This window comes from Syntrophomonas wolfei subsp. wolfei str. Goettingen G311 (genome assembly GCF_000014725.1).
GTDB classification, from domain to species: Bacteria; Bacillota; Syntrophomonadia; order Syntrophomonadales; family Syntrophomonadaceae; genus Syntrophomonas; species Syntrophomonas wolfei.
The window spans coordinates 2,057,552-2,083,106 of sequence record NC_008346.1 but is presented as its reverse complement, the minus strand read 5'-3'; the positions used below and the strand labels follow the sequence as shown (position 1 = coordinate 2,083,106).

Here is a 25,555-nt window from a genome sequence, read left to right as displayed (position 1 = left end):
ATGGCGAGAAAAATGGTATTTATTGACACTTCATTATGTACCGGTTGTAAGGCGTGTTCCGTGGCCTGCAAAGCCTGGAATGATCATCCGGCTGAAAAGACACAACGCATAAGCAGCTATCAGGCCCAGGCTGACTTTACACCCAATACCTGGACCTATGTCAGGTTCAGAGAAGAGTACAAAGATAAAAAAATGCGTTTTAATATGCTGAAACTCCAGTGTTTCCACTGTGGTGACCCTGCTTGTATGAAGGCTTGTTCTTCTAATGCTATCTATAAGACGGAAACGGGATACACCTTGATAGATAAAGACAAATGCATTGGCTGTGGATATTGTGCGGCGAACTGCCCATGGGGCGTTCCCAAGATTGATGAAGCCACTAATAAATCGACCAAATGCACCGGTTGCATTGATCGTGTAGAAAACGGTATGAAACCGGCATGTGCTCAAACCTGCCAGCCCGGCGCGATACAGTTTGGCGATCATGCTGAGATAATGGCCCAAGCCCAAGCCCGCGTTGAAGAGCTTCAATTAACAAATCCGAAAGCCCATTTGTATGGCACTGAATTGATGGGCGGTACGACTTATGTTTATCTGCTGCAGGATAGGCCAGATGCTTATGGGCTTCCTTTACATCCTACTACGCCAGTATCTTTGACTCTTTGGAAAGACATCGTTCATCCGCTGGGTGGTCTCGCGATTGGCGCTTCGGCTGCAGCTATCACGTGTGGGGTTATTGTCAATTTAGTAAGGGGCAATTATGCCAACCGAGCGAAAAATATCGCGGCATCCCACGACGAAGGAGGTAAGTAGATATGGCAAAAGAGGTATATCGTTTTTCCGCGGGAGAGCGTTTTGTGCACTGGTGTCACGGCGTTGCTTTTCTACTGTTGCTTTTCACCGGGCTGGGAGTTCTAATTTACGCATTTCAACCGGCCATGAACGTATTCGGCGGGATTCATGTTACACGAAATATTCACCGTGTAGTTGCTGTGTTGTTTACTTTAGGTATGATAATAGGATTCATTGGCAAAGGACAAGGCGCACGCCAGATGCGGCGCTGGTTTAAAGACGTCATTAACTTCGGTAAAGATGACTTCGCTCATGCCAAGAATTTTGGTATAGAATTCTTTGGCGGGCATAAACCATTCCCGCCCCAGGGCAAGTTTAACGGTGGTGAAAAGCTGAACTCTATGTTTACCATTCTGGGGACAATTTGCATTGTCATCAGCGGCTACATTATGTGGTTTGCTTCAGGTCCAAGTTTGCTGCTACAGTGGGCGTATCCTATACATGCGGCCTGTGCACTTTTTATGACTGCTCTTTTGATTGCCCATTTATATCTGGGAATACTACATCCCGATTCAAACCAGGCTCTAAAGGGTATTTTCACTGGTTGGGTTCCTGCCAAGTTTGCTTATGAACACTACGAAAAATGGTATAACGAAGAGGCTAAGGAAACTATGAGAGGATAAGAGGAGAATTTTGATGACGAAAAAAAGCAAATTGGTAGTTGCGGAAAATGTGGAACAAGCCTACCAGAAGTATCGTCAGCTCAAACTAGAAGTTGATGCCTGGCGGCAGGAACGCGGTTCATATTGGCAGGCGAGTTTAAGCATGAGTGATGAATCCCCATATTTGCCTATTAGCGATTTACCTCAAGATGCGATTATCGAGCTTTGGCAGAGATTAAATCTCTCTGCCAAAGTGGAAATCAATGATTCAGACTTGTGGGAAATGTGGGAACAATTGAAGTCAGGTAACAATAGGATGGAAGCAGAAATGGCAACCCGCCTCCAGATAGCAGTTAATGGTGTAGCTAAACTTGCTAGCCAGACCGTCAATGAAACGGGAGTGCCGGAGCAAAAGTGGAATCCCCGCTCTTCAGAGCATCCAGAGAAGAGTGTAGTGGCTTGCCCTGTGTGTGGCGAAATATCGACTTTGGCGGTTCTGACCGCACCGGACGGGAAAAGAGTAATGCACTGTAACACATGCAACTTTGAATGGCCTGTACAGCGAACCGGATGTCTGTATTGCGGAAGCGAAGATTCCAAGAAATTATTTTATCTCAAAAACGAGGCGTTTCCCGGAATTGAAATGGGTGTTTGTCAGGTTTGTGGGCAATATTTCAAGGAAATTGATGGGCGTATGCTTTATGCTGCGGATTATTTTTGGGAAGACATGAGAACGCTTCCTTTGAACTATGCAACCGAACGCTGGATAGAAGAACAGGTTAGAAAAGATAATCAAATCAATTAGGCCAAAAAATACGAAATTAATATATTTGGGAATTAATCGCACCGAAGGATAGTTTTAATAGTATCTCTTGTAAATTATGCTGATAGACTGAGTGCAATAATTTATTGATGAAAAAGCTTAGGCTTTTCATACATCCCAATCTTTTTCTTCCCGCTTTCGCGGGAAGCTTTTTTTTCAAGGATATGGAGAACGGATTGTACATGAAAATTATAAAGAAGAGAAAACTAGTAGCGACAAACGAAGCTTTGTAAAGATAGCCATTATAAACAAGAAACGGTAACTTCATAAACCCAAAAACAAATAGAAGATAATAGTATTAAAGGGAATATATATAATTTTAATAAACCAAGAAAGTTGACACGATTCTCCCCTGGTGTTATGTTAAAAGTACAATAAAAACAGGCATAATTGAATTATGATATATTTATGAGTTGCTACCCCTATGAGCAAACCTGTTAAGTGAGAATATTTACTGATAAGCGGAAGGAGTCGAATAACCATTACTAAACGTCCGCCCCTTACCCCAGAAGAAGCTGCTCAAATACTTAAAATTTCCAAATATACCTTGTACGAGCTAATCAAACGGGGAGAAATTCCCTCATGGCGCATTGGAAGAAAAATACGTATTGATTATGATTCGCTAATGCATTACTTGCAGGGAGACTCAGGTGAAAAACGCCCCCGGGGATATTCTGACGCGCAGGAGGATGTATCTTCAGATAATGGTTTTTGTTTTATGGGCAGCCATGATCTATCCGTTGAACTGCTGGCAGAGTTTTTAAATCACTCCTCTTCTTCTCTTTCCCTTAAGACTATTTTTAAAGGTAGTATGCAAGGTTTGGTTGCTCTTTACCACAGAGAAGCGCAAGTAACCGGTATTCATCTTTGGGATGAAAAATTACAAGAATACAATCTGCCCTTCGTAGAACATATACTTCTGGCTGAAGCTTATACGGTTGTTAACCTGGTTCAAAGAACCCAGGGCTGGATTGTCCCCGCAGGTAACAAGCACAATATCAATTCCTGGGAGGATATCACTAAAAAAGGTTTTCGCTTTGTAAACCGGCAGAGAGGCTCCGGCACCCGTTTAAGAATAGATCAATACTTGTTGGAAAACAAAATACCAGTCCGCCAAATTCAAGGCTATGAAAAAGAAGAACAGACTCATTGGGGAGTTGCACTTAAGGTTGCTAATGGAGAAGCAGATTTCGGCATTGGCATTCAATTTGCTGCCGAAAGATTGGGCTTGGATTTTGTGCCCCTGTTTAAAGAACGCTTTGATCTGGTTATTCTTCAGGAAACAGCAGAAAAACCTGAATGGCAGCAGATACAGGAAGTTATAAACTCAACCGCATTTAAACGGGCGGTTGAACAGCATATTGGCTATGATACCTCCCTGACCGGAAAGATCGTCTACGAAACTCCCCATTCTGCAAAGGTACGTCATTAGGGACTACCCTGTATATCTGAACTAATTCCCTAAAATCCTTTTAAACCTCACTATAATTCATTTCTTCACCCCGGGGCAGCTTGGCTTGAAAAACCTCGCCTGTTAATAACCTCCATAACAATATGCCGGAGAGTATGCCGGATAAAGCTACGGCCAGTGGTTGGCTCCAATAGACACCGTTAACGCCCCAGAAGGAAGCAAAAAATACCGCCAGCGGATAGCGAAAAACGAGTAAGCGGGCAACAGAAGTTAAGAGTGAATACCAGGGGCGCTTCAGGCCTTGGGCTGTGCCAAATAAGGCCAGTTCTAGCGGGGCAAAAATATGGGCCAGGGCAGCTATGCGTATGGCATGCATAGCCAGCTCGGTGACCTGGGCATCGGAGCGGAAGGGCAGCACTAGCCAGGGAGCTCCCAGGATCAGAACGGCCATAATGGGCAGAATAATCACGCCCGTTCCCAGGAGAAAGATGCGCACCCCGCTGCGAATCCGCTCCCAGTTCTCTTGTCCGTAGTTAAAGGCGACATAGGGGATCAAGGCTCCTGCCATGCCGTAAAGGGGGAGCAGGCCCATCATTTCCAGGCGGGCCATAATGTTCCAGGCACCTATGGCCGCAGGCCCAAAGGATGCCAGCACCACATTTACCAGGGAAAGACCCAGGGGGCTGACCAGTTGAGAAATGGTTACGAAGATGCCTAAATGGCTTATCTTTTTCCAGTAAAGAGGCATGTCTTTACGCAGGTACAGCACGGGGACGGGTAGTTTGGCTTGCTTGAGCTGGCGGTAAATATAGACCGCTGATAACAGCTGTCCTATCAGGGTGGCAATGGAGGCCCCGGCTATGCCCCATCCCAGGTAAAACATCAGGATAGGATCCAGGGTTAAATTTATCGCATTGCCTATGAGCATGGCTTTCATGGGCATCAGGGTATTGCCATGGCTCATGGAGATGGCTTCGCCAATCATCACATAGGCCATAATGGGAAAGCTCAAAACCAGCCAGAAGGTATAGGGATAGGCCTCTGTCAAAACCGGGCCCCGGGCCCCCAGGAAATGATAAAAGCCGGCGCAAAGTTCGGGGATCAACAAAAGAAACAGGGGCAGTATGCTTAACAAAAGCAGCGGCAGGGCCGACTCCGATAATTTGGCTGTTTCTTCCGGCTTATCCTGACCGCGCGCCTGGCTCATAAGGGTGGTGGCTCCTATTTGTGCTCCTTTTCCCAGTGAAAGAACCAGATAAAAAAGGGGCATAGATAGAGACTGGGCCGCCAGTGGAGCTGAACCCAACCAGGCGATAAACATGGTGTCAACGAATTCATAGAGGTTTTGAAAGAACATGGAGATCATGGCTGGTATAGCCAGGGTTAGAAGGACACGGAAGACAGGATCGCTGCCCATATCCAGCTGTCTTGAGGGTTCATTCTTCATCTATCTAAGCACCCCTAAAGTATTATAATAAAGACTGCCAGATCTTCAAGGGCAGCTTGCTTGCCAGCAGGCGGCGATATTCTGCCGAGGCTCTGACATCACTGATGGGAGATACTAAGGCGGCCATGCTTTGCCCCAGTTTGCCTAGTATTATGGGGCTGAGCTTTTCCCCGATTAAAGTATTTTCCACTTCCGGAAAGCGCATAACGGTGGGGCCGATACTGCCCCAGGCAAAGCGGCCATCTAAAATGCGGTTATCTTCTGCTAATTGCAAGAGGGAAGCCATACTGCTTATTGCAATCGCCAGGGCTTTACGCTGGCCCACTTTAAAGTAAAATCCCTGACTATGTGGAGCGGGAATGGGAATGTGAATCTTATAGAGGATTTCATTGCTGCCGAGCAGAGTTTGACCGGGTCCCTGAATAAAGTCCTGAATGGGAAGCAAGCGGCCAGCAGCAGCGTTTTTTAGTTCCAGGCCGGCATTCAGCACATAGAGCGGGGGCAGGGTGTCGCCCGCCGGGGAAGCGGTGCAGATATTCCCGCCGATAGTCCCCATATGACGGATAGGCGGAGAGCCCAAGACCGTAACCGCCTGATGCAAGACAGGAAGCTGGGTTTGAATGATGGGACTGTCCAGGAGTTGCTGGTGCGTAACCATGCTGCCGATGCAAATTTCGTCGTCTTGCCGTTCAATTTGCCGTAATTCGGCTATATTCTCTAAACCCAGGATCATTGCAGGCGGCAGTTTTCTATCCCGTATCTTTACCAGTAAATCCGTTCCTCCGGCCATAATAAGCGCAGCCGGGTTTTCTTGCTTTATGGTCCATAGCTCATCCAGCGTATGGGGCAAAAACACTTGACTCATAGCTCATCCCTCATCTCTGCCGCCGCGCTTTCAACTGCATCAATAATCTTCTGATAGCCGGTACAGCGGCAGAGATTGCCGCTCAGAGCTGTACGGATTTGCTGACGGTCCGGAGCTGGATTGCGCTGCAAGAAGTCAACGGTCGCCATAAGCATTCCCGGGCTGCAGAACCCGCACTGGACAGCTCCTTTATCTACGAAGGCCTGCTGAATCGGGTGAAGCTTTTTACCCGATGACATCCCTTCGATAGTGGTGATGCTCCGGCCCTGCAGCTGGGCAGCGAGCATCAGACAGGAAAGCTTGCTGACACCGTCCACCAGAATGGTGCAGGCGCCACACTCACCAGAGCCGCAGGCTTCTTTGGTACCGGTATGCCCCAGTTCTTCCCGCAGCAGGTCAACTACCCGGCTATCAGGGAGACAATCAATCTCCTGCTTTATCCCGTTTAACTCAAATACAATCTTCATTCTGCTGGCCTCTTTTCCAGGATTAATAATAGCTGCTCGGCGGTAAGTGGGCTTTTAAAAATATGCTGGCCCACAGCCCGGGCAATTCCATTGGCAATTGCCGGTAAGGCGAGATTAATCACGATTTCCCCAATTCCCTTCATACCAAAAGGACCACTTTCTTCCACGGTTTCCACCGCTATACTCAATATATCCGGTACATCCATAGATGTAGGTAAAATGTAAGTGGCCAGGTTACGGGTCATAAGCTCTCCCCGGTCAAGCTTGAAATCTTCCCACAGGGCATAACCCATGCCCTGAACCGCACCACCCTGAACCTGTTGTTCATAAAGCTGAGGATTGAGTACCTTTCCGGCATCAGTTACGGCCAGGTAATCGCAGACTTCCACTTCACCGGTGAGTTCATCGATTTGCACTCTGGCCAAATGACAGGCAAAGGCAAAAACCCGGTGGGGGAACCCGGCAGCGCGTATGTCCGGGTTGATTTTATCCGGATAGCGGTTTACCGGTGCCGTATAGGAGTAAATAGAAACACGCTCCTCGGGCCGCATACTCGCCGCGACCAGGCCCAGGGGGATTTCTCGTCCGCTGGGGAGGTGATTCAGCCGGCCGGAACTCAACAAGAAATCTTCAGCATAGAGGCCCATACCCATATTGCAGGCTCGGGTGAGGATGCGTTCTTTTAGCTGGAGGGCAGCTGCCTTTAAGGCGTTTCCATAGGAATAGGTAGTGCGGCTGGCAGCGGAAGATCCTGAGGGTAGAGTTTGCAGGGTATCGGGCTGAATCAATTCGAAACATTCAGCAGCCTGTCCCAAAACTTCCGCAGCGATTTGTACATTGGTGGGATTGTTCCCCTGTCCCATATCTGCCACCCCGGAATATATCCGAAAACGGCCATCAGACAGCAGTTCAATTTTAGCATTGGCAATATCCGCCACCATAGGACCATAGCCGGTTCCCTGTAAGCCGGCGGCAAGACCTACGCCTCTTTGCTTAAAGGGGGGAGACTGGCTGACCCAGGCCTGGCGCGAGGTCCAGAGAGGATGTTCCTGCACTTTTTCCAGGCAGGGAATGATGGCGGTAGAATTGCTCATCCACACCCCAGCTCCCGTTTCATCTCCACGCATGACGGCATTCTTGAGCCGGAAAGCCAGCGGGTCCCAGGCGATTTTATCTGCCAAGATATCCATCACTTGCTCCAGCCCGGCCAGAACCTGGGGCGCGCCAAATCCGCGAAAAGCTCCGCCCACCGGGTTGTTGGTATAAACAGAGAACCCCTCTATCAGAGCATGGGGTATACGATAGACCCCGGCGGCATGCTCCATGGCCAGGGCCAGTACCGGCCCGCCCAGGGAAGCATAAGCACCGGTATCCAGCACGATTCGGCAATTCAGGGCGTGCAGTGTCCCATCATTTTTACAGCCCAGTTCATAGTGAACCTGTCCGGGATGCCGTTTGGTGGAGGATAGAAAACTCTCCTCCCGCGAATTCCACATTTTGACCGGCCGTCCTCCGCTGTGTAGTGCTGCCAGCCCCAGCAATCCTTGCACCGTTATCCCATCCTTGCCCCCGAATCCGCCTCCCAGGTAGGGGGCTATTACCCGGATTTTATCAACCGGCCAACCCAGGGCATAAGCCAGCTCATTTCTATCCCGCCAGGGGGTCTGAGTGGAAGCGATGATTTCCAGGATGCCCTCTTCATCGACCCGGGCAACCCCGGCCTCGGTTTCCAGGTAAGCGTGTTCCTGCCAGGGCAGTTGAAAATCAGCCTCAACCACAGCGTCACACTCACTCATGGCGGCTATGCTGTTACCGCGTATAACCTTACCCCCCAGCAGGAGGTTTTTATTATTGCGGTTCTCATGCAGTAGCGGAGCATTCTCTGCCAGGGCTGCTTCCGGATCAAAGACTGCCGGCAGCGGCTCATATTTAATGATAATTTTATCTATGGCTTCCTGTAGTAGTGTTTTATTCTCTGCCAGCACCAGCACCACCGGATCTCCCTTATAGCGTACCTTGCAGTCGGCGAGTACCGGTTGATCCATTTCCGGCACCCCCACCCGGTTGGCGCCTTTTATGTCTTCATGGGTCAGTACGGCGAAAATGCCCGGTAGATTGCGCACCGGGGAAATATCTATTTTCTTGATCAGGGCATGAGGATGATCCGAGCGTTTAGCCCCGGCCCAGAGACAATTATCCGGATAGTAATCGGCCGCATATTTTTCCAAACCAGATATTTTACCAGGCCCATCAACCCGCTTCAAGCTGCTGCCGATGGGGCTTGCATAAGTTGTCATCCAAGGCCTCACTCCTTTACATCCAATGTCAAGAGATGCTGGTACTGTTCCACTGTATCCATATCCAGAAGAATAGCGCTATCAGGGACGGCTATGTTAATGCTTTTATCTTCATGTTGACGCAGGAGCCCTTTCAGTCCACCTGCCCCCTCCCACTGCAATATCCGCTGGCGCATGCTGTACGCCAAAAGCGGGGGGTGCCCGCGCTGGCCCTGATAACAGGGATGAAATATCTCAGCCTGCTTGTGGTCAAAATGTTCTAGCAGTGTTTGCAGGGTCGCTGCCTTAAGCAGCGGAATATCTACGGGCATAATAAAGAAAGCTTCAGACTCCGGTTCCAGACTGGATACGCCGCTTTGAACCGATGAAAACATGCCTTCTGCATAATAAGGATTATAGATTTCCCTGAGCGCCAGTTTTTGCAGTAGGGGCAGGAGCAATTCCCGCCGGTAACCGGTGACAACTCTGATATCCGAAATACCTGCTTGCCGAAAAGTAGCGACCACCCTTTCCAGTACGTTGGTTTCTCCCAGAGGCAGCAGTGCTTTCATGCTTGCCATGCGGGAAGAATAGCCGGCTGCCAGCACTATGGCCTTGAGTTTATTGGTCATTATTTCCTCCCTGAGCGCAAGTGAATGATTTGAATCATGATGCTGATGGCAATTTCCGTCGGGCCGTCAGCCCTTATCTCCAGGCCTACCGGGCAGTTCACCTTTTGCAGCTCTTCCACTAAAAAACCTTGCTTCATCAAGGATTTATAGATAGAATCTCGTTTGCGCCGACTGCCAACCATGCCGGTATAACAGGCCGGAGTTCGTAAAAGCTAGGCAAGAACTGCCTGATCGTATTGATGATCACGGGTCATAATCAATAAATATGTATTTTCATCTACCTGAATATCTTGCAGGCAATCCTCGAAGCCAGGCACTAATATCGTCCGGGTATGCTTAAAGGCTGCCCTGTCCAAATATACGGCCCGATCATCCAGTATTGATACATCAAAACCCAAATGAACGGCTAAAGGGGCTAGTTCACTGGCTATATGACCGGCACCAAAAATGTAAAAAGCTGCCGGGACAGTACGAGGTTCCAGCAGGAAGGCCTGCTTATCGATATGAATAACTTGTGCCTGCTTAAGCCGGGGCAGGGCGAGGGTTAAGCAGGCACCCATACTTTATTATCTTCAGTCCTATAAATGATTCGCCACGACTGGTAAATTAACTCCCTATAGATTAAAATACTTTACTCGGCTATCAAATACTATCCTTCAAACATAATAGCTGCCTTATTTCCGGTTCTTCAATAAGGCAATAAGGGTATCCCTTTGATTAAGAGAGGGGTTGTCGATCACCTGATCCAGCAGGTAATCCATAGTTTCTCCTATCTTCTTTCCCGGGGGGTAACCCAGGGAAAGCAAATCATAGCCGCTTATATCCAGGTCGTGAACCGTTAGGGGTTCCCGGCGGGATAAGACTTCAAAACATTTATTTCTTATTTTCGTGATTCTTTCAGGGTCTCTGCTGGATAGTGCGGAACCTTTGATATCCGCCAATTGCAGCTCAAACAGGCGGTCGATATTATCCGGTCCCACCCGCCTTATTAATCGTTTTATGCTGAGATCGCTGATATTTCCGAAATCATTCATATGTTCTTTGATAAGGGAGCTTACTGCCTGAATGGTTTTGCGGTCAAAGTTTAAGCGGCCCAGTATTGCCTGGGCCATCTCGCTGCCGCCGCTGGCATGGCCATAGCAATGTCCCTCCCCGTCTTCATCTATGGTCAGGCAGTTGGGCTTGTCAATATCGTGCAAGAGTGCTGCCAGCCTTAAAGTCAGGTTAGGCTCGGTATTATCTAAAACCACCAGGCTATGTTCAAAAACATCTTTATCATGATAAGAGCTGTGGGTATCAAAACCTATGGCAGGCATAAGTTCGGGTATGAGCCTCTCCAGCAAGCCTAGTTCCAACAACCTGCGTATACTCCGGGAAGGTTGCTCACTTAAGAGAAGCTGGATAAACTCGTTGCGAACCCTTGATCCGCTGGCGGGAACGGTATCTTTTAAATCCTTCATAGCCTGTAGTAATTCCGCTTCAATTTTAAATCCCAACTGGGATTCAAATCTAACCGCCCTCAGGATTCTTGCGCTATCTTCCTGCATTTGTTCATAGGGGTTTTGGGCGCAGCGGATTAAGCGTTTTTCAATATCTCCTACTCCATTATAGGGATCCACTATTCCCGCCTGTTCATTATAGGCAATGGAATTCATAGTAAAATCCTTGTGCAGCAGATCTTCACTGATATCATCGGCAAATCGCCTTGCTTCCCCGGTGCGGAAGGTATTTACCTGGCAGCTCTCCCCTTTAAAATGTAGTGTAACTATTCCGTAATCCTCTACGGAAGGAATGCTAGTAAAACCTTCATTTTCATCGAAAATAACTACAGTATTGTTAGGCAGGGCATTGGTAGTGATATCCCAGTTTATAGGTTCTTTACCCAGCAGGTAATCCCGGATGCAGGCACCATAAATGTAGGCCTGATAACCATTACTATGAAGCTTGTTTAGAATCGTTTGTACATTTTCGGGCATATTGATTTTCATCCTGCCACCCCCTGTTTAATAGAAACTAGCCTATTTAAACACTTCTACAAAAGCGCTCTATATCCTGCCCATTCATATTAACTCCCATGTCCAGAGGTCACAAAAACGATGAAAAGTGTATTAGTAGGGGCTTGAATAGTAAAATGTAGAGGAAAGATCCCCGCCTGGCGCCTGACTACTGATGACCTTTTCATATTAAACAACTGTTGACTCCACTGCCAAAACCCCTTTTGTTGCATATGAGTTGCAAAATATACAAAGCGAGCGTTGGCGAAGCATGGATGCAACACCCATGATAAAACAATTGGCAGATCGTTAGGTGTGCTTTTAGTTGTTTCATTAATAGAGGGTGAGAAAATGTTAAATAGAGTTAGGAGTAGCAGTTTAAGCAATAGTATATAGCGCATCAAACGGGAGTAGTCCCTCTTTTATTTGATTACTGTATTTCTATCATCGATAATCATATTCAAGATTTTATGGGACCGCTCACTGTAGAGATTTATTCCCTCCAGGTTCGGTTCATGTAGCAGTTTTTGCATTAATAACCCATCTGTAGCAAACCAGCGTGGTAAAATCCCACCCAAAAAATATTGATGCTCGCGCAGTATATTAACGGCATGGCCAACTGCCGGATTAGCCAGCTTAAGATAAGCCTGAAAGACAGAACAACCCTGGGCCTGTGCCAGTTTTTCTTGTTCCAGCAAATAATCTTCCAGATCCTTTCCCGTTTCCAGCAAAGTAAAACGGGCTACAGCGGCATCAGCATATATTTCCACCTGACCCCGGGTAGCTTGCTCTGGAAGGAGGGATTTAGAGGAGACGAATTCATGTTTAAAATCGTATGCCGAATAAAGATAATGCAGCGAATCTGCATAGGTTTCAGGCAAATAAAGAAGCTGCGGGGGTGCAGCTTGAAAGATTAGAAACATGACCAGAGCTGCCACCCGGCCCTGACTGCTCTGTTCCTTTACATAGGATGAAGCCGGCATCAGATCCAATTCGATTCCGGTTTCAAAAGCTCCCAGACGAGCACCGGCTTTTTGGGTAAAGGTATGATTACAAACCGCTTCTCCCCATTCCTGCTTTATATTCAGCTGAGGATAGGCCACTTTATGCCCATAAGCCAGGCACTGCTCTAAAATTCCCTGATTGCGATAAAGAGGCAAGACTATTCCCTGGCCTTCTTCATAGAGCTCCGGATTGGGGGATGTGGAGCGGTAAAGCGCGGTTTGCCCTACTACCTTGTCTCCGCTGCGGGCAATGATGCGATACATCTCACCATTATTTTGCTGCTCTATAACAGCTGCAGGATCGTAGACCGTTTTTACCGGGTACTCATTCCCGTAGACCGTCTTGTACAGTTCAACCACACCTGCAGCGTCAACATCTTGCATGAGTCGAATCTCAATTTCATTTGTGGTCATATAATAACCCCTTTCTATTTCTATAATGAGGTGAAATATCTCCTCCGCTAAGCGTTCACCTATTTACAAAACAGGTGGTGGGTTCTAATCTCCTGCCTCGTTGCAGCGGTGTGTTGAAACTACTTCGCAGTTTCTTCCGATGCTTTAAATATAGCTCTCAATGATTCAATCAAGGCCTCCATAGCTTCGTGCTGGGCAATGGTGATGCGAATATAATTGGGATAACGGAATCCGGTCATGCTGCGCACCATCACGCCGCGGGCCATAAGTTTGCGGTACGCCAGAGTATCACTAATCGGGAGCTTTATCATCACAAAATTACCCTCGTGCATGACCAGAGGGAGTCCCAAGCGGGTTAGCTCCCGGTACAAATAGGCTTTTTCCTTTTTAACCAGGGTATTGGTCTTTTGGATATGCTCCGGATCATCCAGGGCCAGGAGAGCAGTCTCCTGCGCCAGGGTATTAACTGAATAGACCACACAGGCCCGGCGCATGATATTTACCACCTCCAGGCTGCCCGCCAAATATCCAATGCGTAGCCCGGCCAGTCCATACATCTTGGAAAAGGTGCGGAAGACCACCAGGTTGGGATAACGTTCGATAAGCGCGATACCATCCGGAAAATCTTCTTTTTCCACGAACTCACAGTAGGCTTCATCGACTACCACGATTTGTTTTCCATCTATCCGATCCAGGAAACGACAAAGTTTCTCCTGGTTCCAATAGGTTCCGGTAGGATTGTTCGGGTTGCAGATAAAAAGGATTTTGGTACGCTCATCTATCTGGGCCAGCATCCCCTCATCGTCAAAGCAAAAATCCTTTAAAGGAACCAGGCGGGCTTCATATCCCGAAAAAATAGCTACCCATTCATAAACGGCAAAGGTTTTGTCAGCGGTAATTATATTATCTCCCGCTTCACAGAAGGCTTTTATGGCAAAGGTAATCACTTCATTGGCCCCATTTCCCACCAGGATTTGATCGGGGTGCAGCTTATATTTCTCGGCCAGTTTATCGCGCAGGTAATAGGAATCTCCGCTGGGATAAATCGCCGCTCGATGCGTTTCAAAACGATGTAGCATTTCCTGCGCTGCCGGGGGTGGCCCCAGTGGATTCTCATTGTTATTCAAGCGGTAGAGCTGCTTACAACCAAAAAGCTTTTTCAATTCCGGGTCTGGTTTGCTGGGAATATAGGCTTCAAATCCCTTGATATAGGAAGGAACCAATCTGTCCAGTTTAGGTAAATTCATAAAGCATCACCAGCTTCAAACTGAAATATTAATAAATCCCCATCTCCCGCATAAGGAAGCAAGAGGCACGGTTTAAAACCGCTGGAGAGCAAATAAGGGGTCAAACTTACCTGCCAGGCTTTACCCAGATCCACTTCTAAGAAAATATTGAAGAGCTTTTCCTTTTGCAGACTATTAATATGTTGGGTGAGGTTATGCTCTGCATCCTCTCCGAATACAAGTGGTCGAATGGTAACCTGTTCCCGGCCCCGGTCAAATTCTGTAGTAAACACCGACTCCTGGTTCTGCTGTTCCCCCTGGTTCAACACCAAACGGATTTCTCGGGGTAAGAAGAGACGCTGGTAAAACTCTTGCAGAAAGCCTTCAATGTCGGGATGGGCCCAGACCCGGCTGCCGCTATCTTCATTTATCTGGCGATAATAAGCATTTTTCCGGGAGGTTCTTTCTCCAGCTTTATAAATACTGGTAGAGCCCAGCTTTTCGAAATAAGATGCCAACAGGGCATTATCGGCATAACGGCTGATAATACCAGGTACACTGGACCTGCCAATATGCACCAGGCATTCTTCCATCAGGGCCAGGGCGGTGGCTTCAATATCATTAAAAACATAGGGTCCAAAACATTCTACCGTCCTGTCCTGGCTTCCGGTCCAGCAAATCCCGCCGACTACATGGTCTTTTTCGTCAAAAGCCAGTAATATACTATATTCATCACCGGCCAGCATATCAATTACTTTCCCGGGGTAGTTGAAAAAAGAGGGGTATTGAGATGCAGCTATTCTTTGCAGCAGGTTCTGGCAGAATTCCTTGATTTCTTCAGGCTCAGCCGGCCTGATTATGGTTTGCAGCGCAGGTGCGAGGTCTGCCAGGGGTTGTTTTATCATTTCGGGATAGGTTTTTTCTTTGACCATACTCAAACACAGCTTGTCCGGGTGTATTCTGGAGAAGTACAGCTTCTCCACGGAGCGGGAGGCAATCAATAAGCCCATTTCCTCCATTAATGGCTCGTTATCCGCCCTCACTTCCGTTGTAAGATTGAAGGCCCTGAGGTTCAGGCTCCGCAGGGGAAAGATGAAATCCACCTGCAGGCAATAGGTAAAATAGCGACATTGCAAAAGCATCATTTCACCCGGTAAGGATGTATCGCTCAGGTAGGTGAAGATTTCTTCCACTGCCAGAACCAGCTTGAGTATATCCGGTTTATCCATGCCGCAGACCCGGGCATAGTTTTCTATCGCGGCCAGTATAACCGGAGCCATTTGACTATGCATATGGATATTAATTGATATTTCCTGGGTTTTTCTTTCCATATTTCCTCATTCCACCTCACTTCTGTCCTGCTCATTGATTGCTCAATACTACCGGTTAATCCCTCCTGGCAGAAGGCCCTGAAAGCATGGCATCCTCTCCCATAAAATATTCCTGTAACCTTCGCTATTATTTGCCAGAAATCCTTTTTGGAAGGGATGTAATACAATAAGAATTTTACCAGGCACACATCTACGATAGGATTTTAATATACAAGAAAGGATATTATAGGATAATATAGAAGAATTATATAATAAATAACGAAATTAGTTTTAATTTTGATGTCACTGCAAAAAGTTATAAATATGCATTAGCGCGCATAACTATACCGCTCAGCTACATTAAAAGCGACCGAAGGGTGTGCAGGGAACGACCCCCGTGTCGTTCCGAATCAGGCTTTGTATATTTATGCAACCCTTATACAACAAAAAGGTTTTTGCAGTAGAGTCAATTTTACGAATAAAAAAATCCCAGGCTCTATTTAAGAGGAGGGATTTTAAATATTGACCGCAACAAATTAGATGTGAAGGTTTATAAAATTGAAGAAAACATCCAATGTGACGGTTACAAATTGATTACCAGCACTGTCTAATAATCATATTTCAATACATTACTGTTGCGGCTTTCTAAGATGTATTCACTATTATCGTATATTACTCCAAATATTAATTGAAATCAAATCCATTTTTTGCTTGACAACGATTTTATTAGAGTTACAATCTATATAGAGTTGGCTACTGCCTAATAATCATTGAAAAGGAGGTGATAAATTATGAACCTTTGTTTTCACGAGCTTTTATTCACCCTTCAATTTAACCAGGATATACCTGTGCGCCAGGTGCAATCCAGCCTGGCTGCGCTTATTGCCAATGGAATGACTTTCAGTGAACCACTAAAAGAATTGCATCAACAGAACATTTTCAAACCGTATGTTTTCTCGATGCCCTATCCTTTGGAACCTGATCGCATTTACCGCCGGGGTAGGATGTACTGCTTTAACCTGCGCACTCAAAAACTGGATTTTGCTCTGGCAATGAAGAATTATCTGCCCCAGGCTCAGGGCAATGCACGGGTAGTAGCAACCGAGCTTAGAACATTTAGCCAGCCTCATATTAGTGAGTTAATATCCCTTACTCCCATTATAGTTACGGTGGATAATCTATGCTGGATGCCAGAAAACGGTATTGGGTTGTTGGCTAATCGATTACACAACAATGCGGTTAAAAAATGTAAAGCTATAAACGCTGAATTTATTGAACCAGAAGAAATGTTTTTCGAATTAGTAGAAATTCTAAATCGGAAGCCCATTGGGGTGAGCTATAAAGGGACTACCCTGCTGGGGCATAAGGTGCAGTTAAAGATAAGGCCGAAACCATGGGCTCAGCAATTGGCGGTAACGGTATTAGCTCAGGGCTTAGCGGAAAAAAATTCCATAGGTTTCGGCTATTGTATAGCGAGGAGGTGAGGTATTGTTAAAGGATTTGCTAAACGAGTTTGTTAATCATCCCGATTTTGATGTAGATACGATGGTCCTGGATAATTATCAGCTAGAACCTGGCCTCTATATTCGTTTTAATAATTATAACAAAATGGACGAACTATATGTAAAGAAAAACACGGATTTGCCCGAAAACGATCCTTTGGTTAAATGGTTTAAAAAAGCTGATTTTTACAGCAGCCTGATTGAGATGAATAAACCCGTAGATCCCAAGAAGAAGATTCACAGCAATAATCTATTTACTCTCTTTTGCAAGCGTGATATTTTTTATCAGGAAGGCAAGGTGCACCCTGAACTGCAGGAGCATATCGACCGTTACTTCAGTGCGCTATTGAACCCCGGGAATAGAGAAACTGCGAAGATCTTAGCAGCAGCACATTATGAGCCCCTTCCGGAAGAGAGTGTTTATTGCAGCAAAGCACGATTTAACGCCGTATTGGATACGGTTGCAGAGTATATAAAAAAAGAGGATATAAGGAACAATTGTTATATTAAGCTCTTCCTGAATGCCGAGGAAGAAGCCTATGTTTATGAAAGCGGGCGTTATTTGCTTCCGAAGATATTTAACAAAAACACTTACAATATAAATGTCGGAGGCCGAATATTGGGACTTTCTAATACCGACATGGGAATGAACGCCAAGAAACCTTTTTTGGAACACAAGACTACTGCCTTCAAGGTGCCGTATCGTATCAGCACGGAGGAAGCATTACTGCTGCGCAAGTTTTATCTCTGGTTATTTGGGCAGGGGAGAGGAGGCAGGCCCCTATACAATGGCTACATTCCTGTTTGGGAACATGCTCCTCAGCTGCTGCTCGTGGCGAATGAGGTGGATGTGCGCAAACCGGTGATATATCTGCATTTTGAACGAGGCGTCGATCTTACTATAGACGATTGCGAATTCCTGCCAAGCTTTAGTGACAAAATGAGCAAAGCCATTGTTTTCACCAACTACTTCGACAATTGTTTGGATAAATCCAGTTATAAGAGTGGAGTATTGGACAAGTTGAGTGCGGTGGAGGCGCATATAAATGAAAACCTCTATGCCTTTCAGCTGGTTAGTAATTATGATGTTAAAAACATTAAGGTTACAGAAAAATTATCACAAGCTCTGGCCAATCAAATAATGTTGTCAAGGGAGGCTATGCGAGCCTGGCTTCGCAAGGGTTATTTCTTGCCTATGCAAAGCGGCGTTGACAAAATAACCATGGGAGTAATCCTTGCGCGGCTGCAAAAATTGGAGTTTATTCCGGCTTTAGCCTATGCCCTAAATGTAAGATTTTCATTGATGAAATATTTTCGTGAGGAGGAAAAGGATATGGGTTTAACTATCCAAACAGCTTACCTTAATTTAAGGGAAAAGGTTTTGAATACTAAGGATACGGCCAGCTGTGAAAATGACCTGGAATTCTATCTGGCAGTAGGACAACTCCTGCGCTATTTTTTCAGCTTAAGCCAGGCGCAAACTCTGCATTATGATGTATTATGGCGGGGCATAACCGCTGCCAGGGATGCAGGAGATATTAAAACAGAATACCGGAAATATTTTCAGCGTTATGCTCACGAAATCAATATTAATAACCCTCGTTTTAATAATATGCTCAGTATAGCTTCTTCGTATTTACCGAAAAAAGAAGAACCCATAAACCTGGATGCGTTGTTTTACGGTTTTGCCGCCGACAAAATTATTTATTATAAAGACAAGGAGGATGACAAAAATGATAAAGAACAATAGGGTATATGGAATTATCGGGGTAGGAGCTTACATGGCCAATTTTAATGCTGATTTGTCCGGTTATCCTAAGACGACCACCAATAATGACATATTCGGCAGTGATAAAGCCTTGAAATACCCCATGAAGCGCATGTGGCTTATTGAAGGTGATAAAGTCTTTTATATCAAAAGTATGACAATTGCTAAGAGTAAAAAAGACAAGGAGATGGAAATTCTTCAGCCAAAAGATTTGATTGAAAGATATGAAGATTTATTTGGAAAGGAATGGGATGCAAATCTTACTGTTAAAGATGTTGCTAAAGATTTGTTTTCAACTGTAGATATTATGAATTTTGGCGCAACTTTTACAGGTAGCGAATCTGAGAGTAAAACAGCTAAGAAAAAAATTGGCCATAACATCAGCATTACAGGTGCAGTACAGATAAATCAGGGATTTAACCTTTACGAAAAAACAAATGTATTGGTCCAGGACATACTTTCTCCTTTTCGCAATCCCAATGATAAAAGCGAAGACAAAACGGCTACATCCATCGGCACCAAAATCGTGACTGATGAGGCGCACTATGTCTATTCCTTTTCAGTAAACCCTGCAAACTACGCAGATTATCTTGGACTGATCGATGGTTTCGAGGGTTATACAACCGAGGCCTATGAAAAATTCAAGCGGGCGGCCAGGGTTGCCACCACAGCTTTTAACACCAATTCCAAAAGCGGCTGCGAGAATGAGTTGGCGCTTTTTATTGAACTGAAAGAAGACAGCAAGTTATTCCTGGCTAATTTGGACAGGTATGTCGAAGTGCGGAAAAAGGAAAAACAAACTTTATACGACCTGAGCAAACTGGCGGAGATAATTGCTCCACAGCAGGAAGAAATACAATCTATTGAACTTTTCCATAATCCGATTAGCGTGGAGGTAAACTATGGCTCTCTTCCTTGTACGGTCAATTCAATATTTTAAGGGGTGTAGCTGATGAAAAGCTTGCGTTTTACCTTATCAGGGCCATTAGCCTGCTTTCGGCAACCGGATGTAAATGCCAAAGTCTATTTCACTTACAACAATATCCACAAGGTAGCTTTGTTGGGCCTATTAGGTGCAGTAATAGGCTTGAGCGGCTACCGCAATGCCGATCTTTATGGCCAGGGTGAAAAATTATATCCTGAGTTTTACGAGGTGCTTTCGCCTCTACTGGTATCAGTTGTTCCCAATGTTAAGAATGGATACTTCAGTAAAAAGATTCAATATTTTAACAACAGTGTGGGTTATGCCTCCAAAGAAGAAGGAGGCAATCTGCAGGTGCGGGAGCAGTGGCTGGAAAATCCCAACTGGACTGTCTTTCTCGCTCAGCATAAGCTGGACGCTTCGATTTGGGATAAACTATGCGACTATATGTTGCGGGGACAATGCGTCTATATCCCCTATTTGGGACGCAATGATTTTCCGGCTCAGATAAGTGATGTTTGCCTAGTTGAACTATCTGTTTCAAAATCTCTGCGGATTGATTCATTGTTTTTATATAGCGGTGACCTTAACACCCTGGATGGAGGCGATCCTTCGCAGTATTTATTTGTTGAAACAGCGCCCACCAGTCTGGTTCCCAAGCACAACTTCTACGAATTTGGAAGGTATATTTTTACCAACTGTACGCTTCCTGAGGATGAATTGCCCCCTTATTTATATAGCGATGGTGTCCGGCAATATAGTTTTTATTAAACCGGGCACAGAAGGTTAAAAATGGCTTTTTGCCTGGTTTATGGAGAGGAGGCTATGAAATGCTAAAAGTGAGCCTGGTTAGTCCGCATCAACTGCAAGATACTCGTTATCTTGCTCATAGCAGGACACTAAACGGACACAGGCAAACCGAGACTTTGTTGGCTCATTCCCAGCTGACTCTTTATTATTTTGAAAAGTATTGTTCTATAAAAGATATAGATAAAATCATTAAAAAACTAATCGAGGCCTGTGGTTTTCAGGGTGAGGAAGCAGACAAAGTTTATCTGGCATTCGTATATGCCATATATCTGCATGATTATGGGAAAATAAATCCACGCTATCAATACGATGTGCTGGAGAACAAGGTTTTTTATGCTATGCGGGAGCAGGCCATCAATTCCAACCATGCCCTGGCCTCAGCCTATTTGTATTTGGATCATATGTATAGATTGTGGCCGGGAAGACCCACTCCCGCCCTGGCAAAATGCCTGGCAAACTTTGCGTATTGCATAAGCAAACATCATGGCAACCTGGGTAACGGACATGATTTTTCTGAGCTGGAACATGTTGCCGAAAAGTATTGTATCAGCGATATTGACCAGAGTGTTTTTGAGCACACGCAATTCTACATGCAGCAGCAGAAATTAATCAAACAGCCTATAGCGTTCTATATTCTGTGCCGCCTCTTATATACACTTATTGTCGGCTGCGATTATTGCGCTACACAGGAATTTATGACCGGCTGTGCCATGCATCCAGCTATCATTGGTGCGGGTGGCAGGGAATTGGCGCAGAGCTACAACGAAAGTGCCATCTGCCGGAGCATCCGGCAATATCAATATAATCCGTCTGATTTTGATGGTGATCCAATCAATGAATTGCGCAATGAATTATTTTTAGAGGCGGAGCGGAATCTTATCGCCAATCCCGATGCTCATATTTATTATTTGGAGGCTCCTACGGGTGCGGGCAAAACTAACATGGCCATTAATCTTGCTTTGCGCGTCCTACAAACAAATAGTAATATAAGCAATATTTTCTATGTATTTCCCTTCAATACCCTGGTGGAGCAAACTAAATCAACACTGCTTCCGTTATTTGGCGATAAGTTGGCGGTTATCAATTCCATTACCCCGGTGGTGGTGGGTGGTGATGACAGGGTAGAAGATTACAGTGTCGCCTGGTTGGATCATCTTTTCAACAACTACCCTATTGTACTGACTTCGCATGTAAACTTTTTCAATGCCCTTTTTAGTTGCGGACGCAATCAAGGTTTTCCATTACTCAAGCTTTGCAACAGTGTAATCGTAATTGATGAAATTCAGAGTTATAAAAACGCTATCTGGCGAGAAATTATCAGCTTTTTACAAAAGTATGCCAAACTGCTTAACATGAAAATTATAATCATGTCAGCTACATTACCTCAACTCGATAAACTGCTCAAGACCGCAGATGCTAAATTTGCTACGTTAATTGAGAAACCGGAAAAATATTATCACCATCCTCTTTTTAGGGATAGAGTGCGATTAGATTTTTCATTATTGGCGGAAGAAAAAATCACTTTGGATAGACTCAAAAAAGAAGTATTATGCTTCAAGGATAAACGAGTACTGGTGGAATTTATTAAGAAAAAAACTGCCCGGGAATTTTATATGATCTGCAAAGACGAATGCAATGCTGTCCTGCTAACCGGTGATGACAACGCTATTCGAAGGGAAGAGATTATTAAACGAATTCGCAATGGTGAACAATTGGTTCTCATTGCCACTCAGGTTATTGAAGCGGGGATTGATATCGATATGGAAATCGGTTTTAAAGATATTTCTCTTCTTGATGCAGAAGAACAGTTCCTGGGCCGGGTCAATCGCTCCTGTCTCAATCAGGGAGGAGCTTTGGTATACTTTTTTGACTATGATGATGCTAGTTTAATCTACAGGGGAGATGCCAGATTATACTATTCCATCCGGGACCCGGCAATACAGCAACTCCTTAATGAAAAACGTTTCGCTGAGTTTTATGCAACTGTATTTAAGGATTTAATTACCAGAACAAGCAGATCCAACGAAAAGAACATTGCCAATCTGGATAAGCATTGTACCCAGTTTAATTGTAAAGAAATTGAGGCCCATATGCGCCTGATCGAGCCGAATCTGCAGCTTTTCGTGCCTTATGTTTGGGGTGATCTTGACGGCTATCAAGTATGGGAAGAGTTCAAGGCATTGGGCAGCAACAAAGCACTGTCTTATGCCCAGCTTATGGTGGAGTATTCCAGAATGGCTCCAAAAATATCTTATTTCACCTACCAGGTTTTCCGCAACAATACTCCAGCCGGAGCCGAGGAATATGGCGGTTATTTTTTTATTGATGGCGGAGAGCGTTTCATTGAGGAGGGAGTGCTGAATAGAGAGGAACTGGAGAAATACTGTAGGGGGATATTCTTGTGATGCTAACCGGAACATTGGTCAATTATTATACACATTGCCGGCGACAATGCTGGCTATTTTATCACCATATAAATATGGAGGACAATTCCGAGGATGTACGAATCGGACGGGTGTTGCATGAACTAAAAAAGCAGGATAAAAAGGAAATTGCCCTGGAAGGTATTAAATTAGACAAGCTTACGGCGGAATATGTTACAGAAATTAAAAAGTCTGATGCCGATATTCCGGCTGCCATGGCACAATTGGAGTATTATCTGATTGTGTTGCGCGATAAGGGAATTATGCGAAAGGGTCGCCTGGAATGTATTGAGAAGAACAAGCAAAACAAAAGTATTCATACTTTGACCCTTACGGAGGAGAGGATGGGGGAGTTGAAAAAAGAATACCGCAGTATTGAAGAATTCTTGAATTCCGATGTCCCGCCACCCCCTCCAAAGATAAAGCCAATGTGCAAAAAGTGCGCCTATTTCGAATACTGCTTTATATAGGAGTTGCACGACTGACCCGTGCTGTGAGATTCCCTGTATACTATTCGGCGCTTTCCGGCCCATGTAAAGTGGAAACTGGCTCCCAAAGCAACATTGTTTCTTTTAATCCAACCGGTAATTGCTTCAATTATGGCGCCATACTATCATTTGAAGGGAGTGGTGGAATGAATAGCGATACCAGGTATATTTTTTCTACAGGTGAACTGTTCCAGAAGGACTTTTCTATTGTCTTCCGCAAGGAAGACGGTAATATCTATTTCCCTGTGAAGGATACCCGGGAGCTTTATTGTTTTAATGAAGTGACATTGAGCACAAAGCTAATGCAGCTTTTAGCCAAGGCAGGTATTGTAGTACATTTTTTCGGCTATTATGAAAACTATATTGGCACCTTTTATCCGAAAGAATACTTGTTAAGCGGGCGACTGACCGTTGCCCAAGCCCTGGCCTATGGAAACAACAGGCTGACTGTAGCCAAGCCTATTGTTTGTGGAACCGCAAAAAATATCCATTTTGTGTTATATCATTATTATCGACATGGAAAAAGTGATCTAAAAGAATTTCTTGATTGGTTGCACAAGTCTGTTCCCAAATTGGTGGATGATACCGGCGATATTAAGCAGCTATTGCGGATAGAAGGAGCCATTTGGGCTGGATTTTATCAAACTTTTCGCGAAATCCTGCCTGAATCTTTTGCCATGAATAAGCGAGTGAAACGTCCTCCCGATAACCCTATCAACGCCCTGATCTCTTTTGGCAATACTTTGCTCTATACGAAAACAATCACAGAAATCTACCACACACACTTAAATCAAACTATATCATTTTTACACGAACCTGCCGAGCGACGTTTCTCATTAAGTCTCGATCTTTCAGAAGTTTTCAAACCGATACTGGTTTATAGGACTATTTTTGATTGTGTCAATAACCGCAAAATTACTGTGGAAAAGCACTTTAACAAAAGCCTCAACTATGCCCTGCTTAACGATGCCGGACGAAAGACATTCATAGAGGCTTTTGACGAACGTTTGAATCAAACCTTCGAACATAATACTTTAAAAAGGAGAATCAGCTTCAAGCAGGCGATACGCCTGGATGGTTATAAATTAATCAAGTACATTTTGGAGGGAAAGAAATTTGTCCCATTTTGCATGGAGGATAAGAAATGAAAAACAAACTAAATTACAATTATGTCATCGTTTTCTATGATGTTGGCAAAAAACGGGTAGCTAAAGTTTTCAAGATTTGCAAACAATACCTGAAACATTTTCAAAAGTCTGTTTTCAGAGGTCATATTACACCTGCAAACTATCTGGAACTTAAGGGAAAGCTTTTAAAAGTGATTGACATTGACTATGATTTTGTAACATTTATCCAAACGATAAGTGATGCCTCCTTTAATGAGGAGAGTATTGGAAATACGGGGATTAACCCGGAGTCGATTATTCTATGATTTTTTCCAACCCCGATTGCATATTAACCGGTCATAAAACGGCTAAAATGCCGGGGCGAAGGTAGAAGTACTATTATTCTCTTAGGAATTAATTGCCGCTTGGAAAAAATGAAGGGAAAGTCTGATATAATGTTAATTAGCAGATTAGTTTAACTTCAAAAAAGTCTGATTTTATCCTGGCGGAACCGGCACATTTGATGTATTGAAATACGTCTTGCCAACGTAAGCCCAATATCTCACCTTGCGCGGAACCGGCACATTTGATGTATTGAAATCGGGTAATCAAGCCGAAATATCCGAACACAACACCAGCGGAACCGGCACATTTGATGTATTGAAATATGCGATTATTTTGTTTTGCAGGGGCTATTCACTCCCGCGGAACCGGCACATTTGATGTATTGAAATTTGGCAATCAAGAACTTTTCTACTATTTCCCGCCACTGCGGAACCGGCACATTTGATGTATTGAAATTGCAAAATCAAGAATGCGGCCCGGGATTTCTTAATAGCGGAACCGGCACATTTGATGTATTGAAATTTGCTTCCCAAACCCCGCCGAAAATGCTTTTAACGCCGCGGAACCGGCACATTTGATGTATTGAAATACATCAATCAGGGCTTTCCCTTCAAAAATACTATTGCGGAACCGGCACATTTGATGTATTGAAATTTGTTCAGCATTATTCACACCCCTTTCAAGCCTGGGCGGAACCGGCACATTTGATGTATTGAAATAACTTTCTTATTCCCTCCCAGTAATCGCCTGTTATGCGGAACCGGCACATTTGATGTATTGAAATCTTTTGAAAACTCTTTTTTCCGCCGTGTGTTCTGTGCGGAACCGGCACATTTGATGTATTGAAATGTATCTACTCTTTGTTTAT

General features: G+C 44.9%; 21 protein-coding genes, 1 pseudogene and 1 CRISPR repeat array (1 of these 23 only partly in view). Of the genes and pseudogenes, 12 read left to right on the top strand and 10 right to left on the bottom strand.

Annotated elements, in window-relative coordinates; genetic code table 11:
• The 4 genes from SWOL_RS09425 (at window position 1) to SWOL_RS09410 (ending at window position 3,709) form a co-directional block, all read left to right on the top strand.
• Entirely contained in the window at window positions 1–813 is an 813-nt protein-coding gene (locus SWOL_RS09425) for a 4Fe-4S dicluster domain-containing protein (RefSeq protein WP_011641217.1), read from the top strand.
• 2 nt (window positions 814–815) lie between these two features.
• Window positions 816–1,475, top strand: coding sequence for a formate dehydrogenase subunit gamma (locus SWOL_RS09420; RefSeq protein WP_011641216.1), 660 nt, complete (start codon window positions 816–818; stop codon window positions 1,473–1,475).
• A 13-nt stretch (window positions 1,476–1,488) separates the two neighbouring features.
• Window positions 1,489–2,259, top strand: coding sequence for a formate dehydrogenase accessory protein FdhE domain-containing protein (locus tag SWOL_RS09415; RefSeq protein ID WP_011641215.1), 771 nt, complete (start codon window positions 1,489–1,491; stop codon window positions 2,257–2,259).
• A 472-nt stretch (window positions 2,260–2,731) separates the two neighbouring features.
• Window positions 2,732–3,709, top strand: coding sequence for a substrate-binding domain-containing protein (locus SWOL_RS09410; protein ID WP_341271092.1), 978 nt, complete (start codon window positions 2,732–2,734; stop codon window positions 3,707–3,709).
• 40 nt (window positions 3,710–3,749) lie between these two features.
• Here SWOL_RS09410 and SWOL_RS09405 read toward each other — a convergent pair whose 3' ends face one another.
• The 10 genes and pseudogenes from SWOL_RS09405 to SWOL_RS09360 form a co-directional block, all read right to left on the bottom strand.
• Window positions 3,750–5,135: an MATE family efflux transporter gene (locus tag SWOL_RS09405; protein ID WP_011641213.1), complete on the bottom strand. Its 1,386-nt coding sequence runs from the start codon at window positions 5,133–5,135 to the stop codon at window positions 3,750–3,752.
• 22 nt (window positions 5,136–5,157) lie between these two features.
• A complete protein-coding gene (locus tag SWOL_RS09400) occupies window positions 5,158–6,000 on the bottom strand; it encodes an FAD binding domain-containing protein (RefSeq protein WP_011641212.1) in 843 nt (280 codons plus the stop codon).
• The gene (locus SWOL_RS09395; protein WP_011641211.1) at window positions 5,997–6,467 is read right to left on the bottom strand and encodes a (2Fe-2S)-binding protein; all 471 of its coding nucleotides are present in this window, start codon (window positions 6,465–6,467) and stop codon (window positions 5,997–5,999) included. The genes SWOL_RS09400 and SWOL_RS09395 overlap by 4 nt, the downstream gene beginning before the upstream one ends.
• On the bottom strand, window positions 6,464–8,764 hold the full coding sequence (locus SWOL_RS09390; RefSeq protein ID WP_011641210.1) for a xanthine dehydrogenase family protein molybdopterin-binding subunit: 2,301 nt from the start codon (window positions 8,762–8,764) through the stop codon (window positions 6,464–6,466). Before SWOL_RS09390 ends, SWOL_RS09395 begins: the two co-directional genes overlap by 4 nt.
• 8 nt (window positions 8,765–8,772) lie before the next feature.
• Window positions 8,773–9,375 carry a nucleotidyltransferase family protein gene (locus tag SWOL_RS09385; RefSeq protein ID WP_011641209.1) on the bottom strand — a complete coding sequence of 201 codons (603 nt, stop codon included), beginning with the start codon at window positions 9,373–9,375 and terminating at the stop codon, window positions 8,773–8,775.
• Window positions 9,375–9,935, bottom strand: a pseudogene (locus tag SWOL_RS14935) (XdhC family protein). Before SWOL_RS14935 ends, SWOL_RS09385 begins: the two are co-directional and overlap by 1 nt.
• 114 nt (window positions 9,936–10,049) lie before the next feature.
• Complete coding sequence (locus SWOL_RS09375; protein WP_011641206.1) at window positions 10,050–11,363, bottom strand: CCA tRNA nucleotidyltransferase; 1,314 nt, start codon at window positions 11,361–11,363, stop codon at window positions 10,050–10,052.
• 428 nt (window positions 11,364–11,791) lie between these two features.
• Entirely contained in the window at window positions 11,792–12,787 is a 996-nt protein-coding gene (locus tag SWOL_RS09370; RefSeq protein ID WP_011641205.1) for a hypothetical protein, read from the bottom strand.
• 119 nt (window positions 12,788–12,906) lie between these two features.
• Window positions 12,907–14,034: a histidinol-phosphate transaminase gene (gene hisC, locus SWOL_RS09365; RefSeq protein ID WP_011641204.1), complete on the bottom strand. Its 1,128-nt coding sequence runs from the start codon at window positions 14,032–14,034 to the stop codon at window positions 12,907–12,909.
• Window positions 14,031–15,344, bottom strand: coding sequence for a hypothetical protein (locus tag SWOL_RS09360; RefSeq protein ID WP_011641203.1), 1,314 nt, complete (start codon window positions 15,342–15,344; stop codon window positions 14,031–14,033). Before SWOL_RS09360 ends, hisC begins: the two co-directional genes overlap by 4 nt.
• 770 nt (window positions 15,345–16,114) lie before the next feature.
• Here SWOL_RS09360 and SWOL_RS09355 point away from each other — a divergent pair.
• From SWOL_RS09355 to cas2, 8 genes are all read left to right on the top strand, one after another.
• Entirely contained in the window at window positions 16,115–16,807 is a 693-nt protein-coding gene (locus SWOL_RS09355) for a CRISPR-associated endoribonuclease Cas6 (RefSeq protein WP_011641202.1), read from the top strand.
• Between the two features lie 4 nt (window positions 16,808–16,811).
• The gene (locus tag SWOL_RS09350) at window positions 16,812–18,575 is read left to right on the top strand and encodes a hypothetical protein (protein ID WP_011641201.1); all 1,764 of its coding nucleotides are present in this window, start codon (window positions 16,812–16,814) and stop codon (window positions 18,573–18,575) included.
• Complete coding sequence (locus tag SWOL_RS09345) at window positions 18,559–19,533, top strand: type I CRISPR-associated protein Cas7 (protein WP_011641200.1); 975 nt, start codon at window positions 18,559–18,561, stop codon at window positions 19,531–19,533. The genes SWOL_RS09350 and SWOL_RS09345 overlap by 17 nt, the downstream gene beginning before the upstream one ends.
• Window positions 19,534–19,545: 12 nt before the next feature.
• On the top strand, window positions 19,546–20,286 hold the full coding sequence (cas5b, locus tag SWOL_RS09340; RefSeq protein WP_011641199.1) for a type I-B CRISPR-associated protein Cas5b: 741 nt from the start codon (window positions 19,546–19,548) through the stop codon (window positions 20,284–20,286).
• A 59-nt stretch (window positions 20,287–20,345) separates the two neighbouring features.
• Complete coding sequence (locus SWOL_RS09335) at window positions 20,346–22,730, top strand: CRISPR-associated helicase/endonuclease Cas3 (protein ID WP_011641198.1); 2,385 nt, start codon at window positions 20,346–20,348, stop codon at window positions 22,728–22,730.
• The gene (locus SWOL_RS09330) at window positions 22,730–23,218 is read left to right on the top strand and encodes a CRISPR-associated protein Cas4 (protein WP_011641197.1); all 489 of its coding nucleotides are present in this window, start codon (window positions 22,730–22,732) and stop codon (window positions 23,216–23,218) included. The genes SWOL_RS09335 and SWOL_RS09330 overlap by 1 nt, the downstream gene beginning before the upstream one ends.
• Before the next feature lie 164 nt (window positions 23,219–23,382).
• Entirely contained in the window at window positions 23,383–24,384 is a 1,002-nt protein-coding gene (gene cas1b, locus SWOL_RS09325; RefSeq protein ID WP_011641196.1) for a type I-B CRISPR-associated endonuclease Cas1b, read from the top strand.
• Window positions 24,381–24,668: a CRISPR-associated endonuclease Cas2 gene (cas2, locus tag SWOL_RS09320; protein WP_011641195.1), complete on the top strand. Its 288-nt coding sequence runs from the start codon at window positions 24,381–24,383 to the stop codon at window positions 24,666–24,668. The genes cas1b and cas2 overlap by 4 nt, the downstream gene beginning before the upstream one ends.
• Window positions 24,669–24,847: 179 nt before the next feature.
• Window positions 24,848–25,555: a CRISPR direct-repeat array (repeat unit 30 nt; unit sequence GCGGAACCGGCACATTTGATGTATTGAAAT); it runs 1,695 nt beyond the window's last position.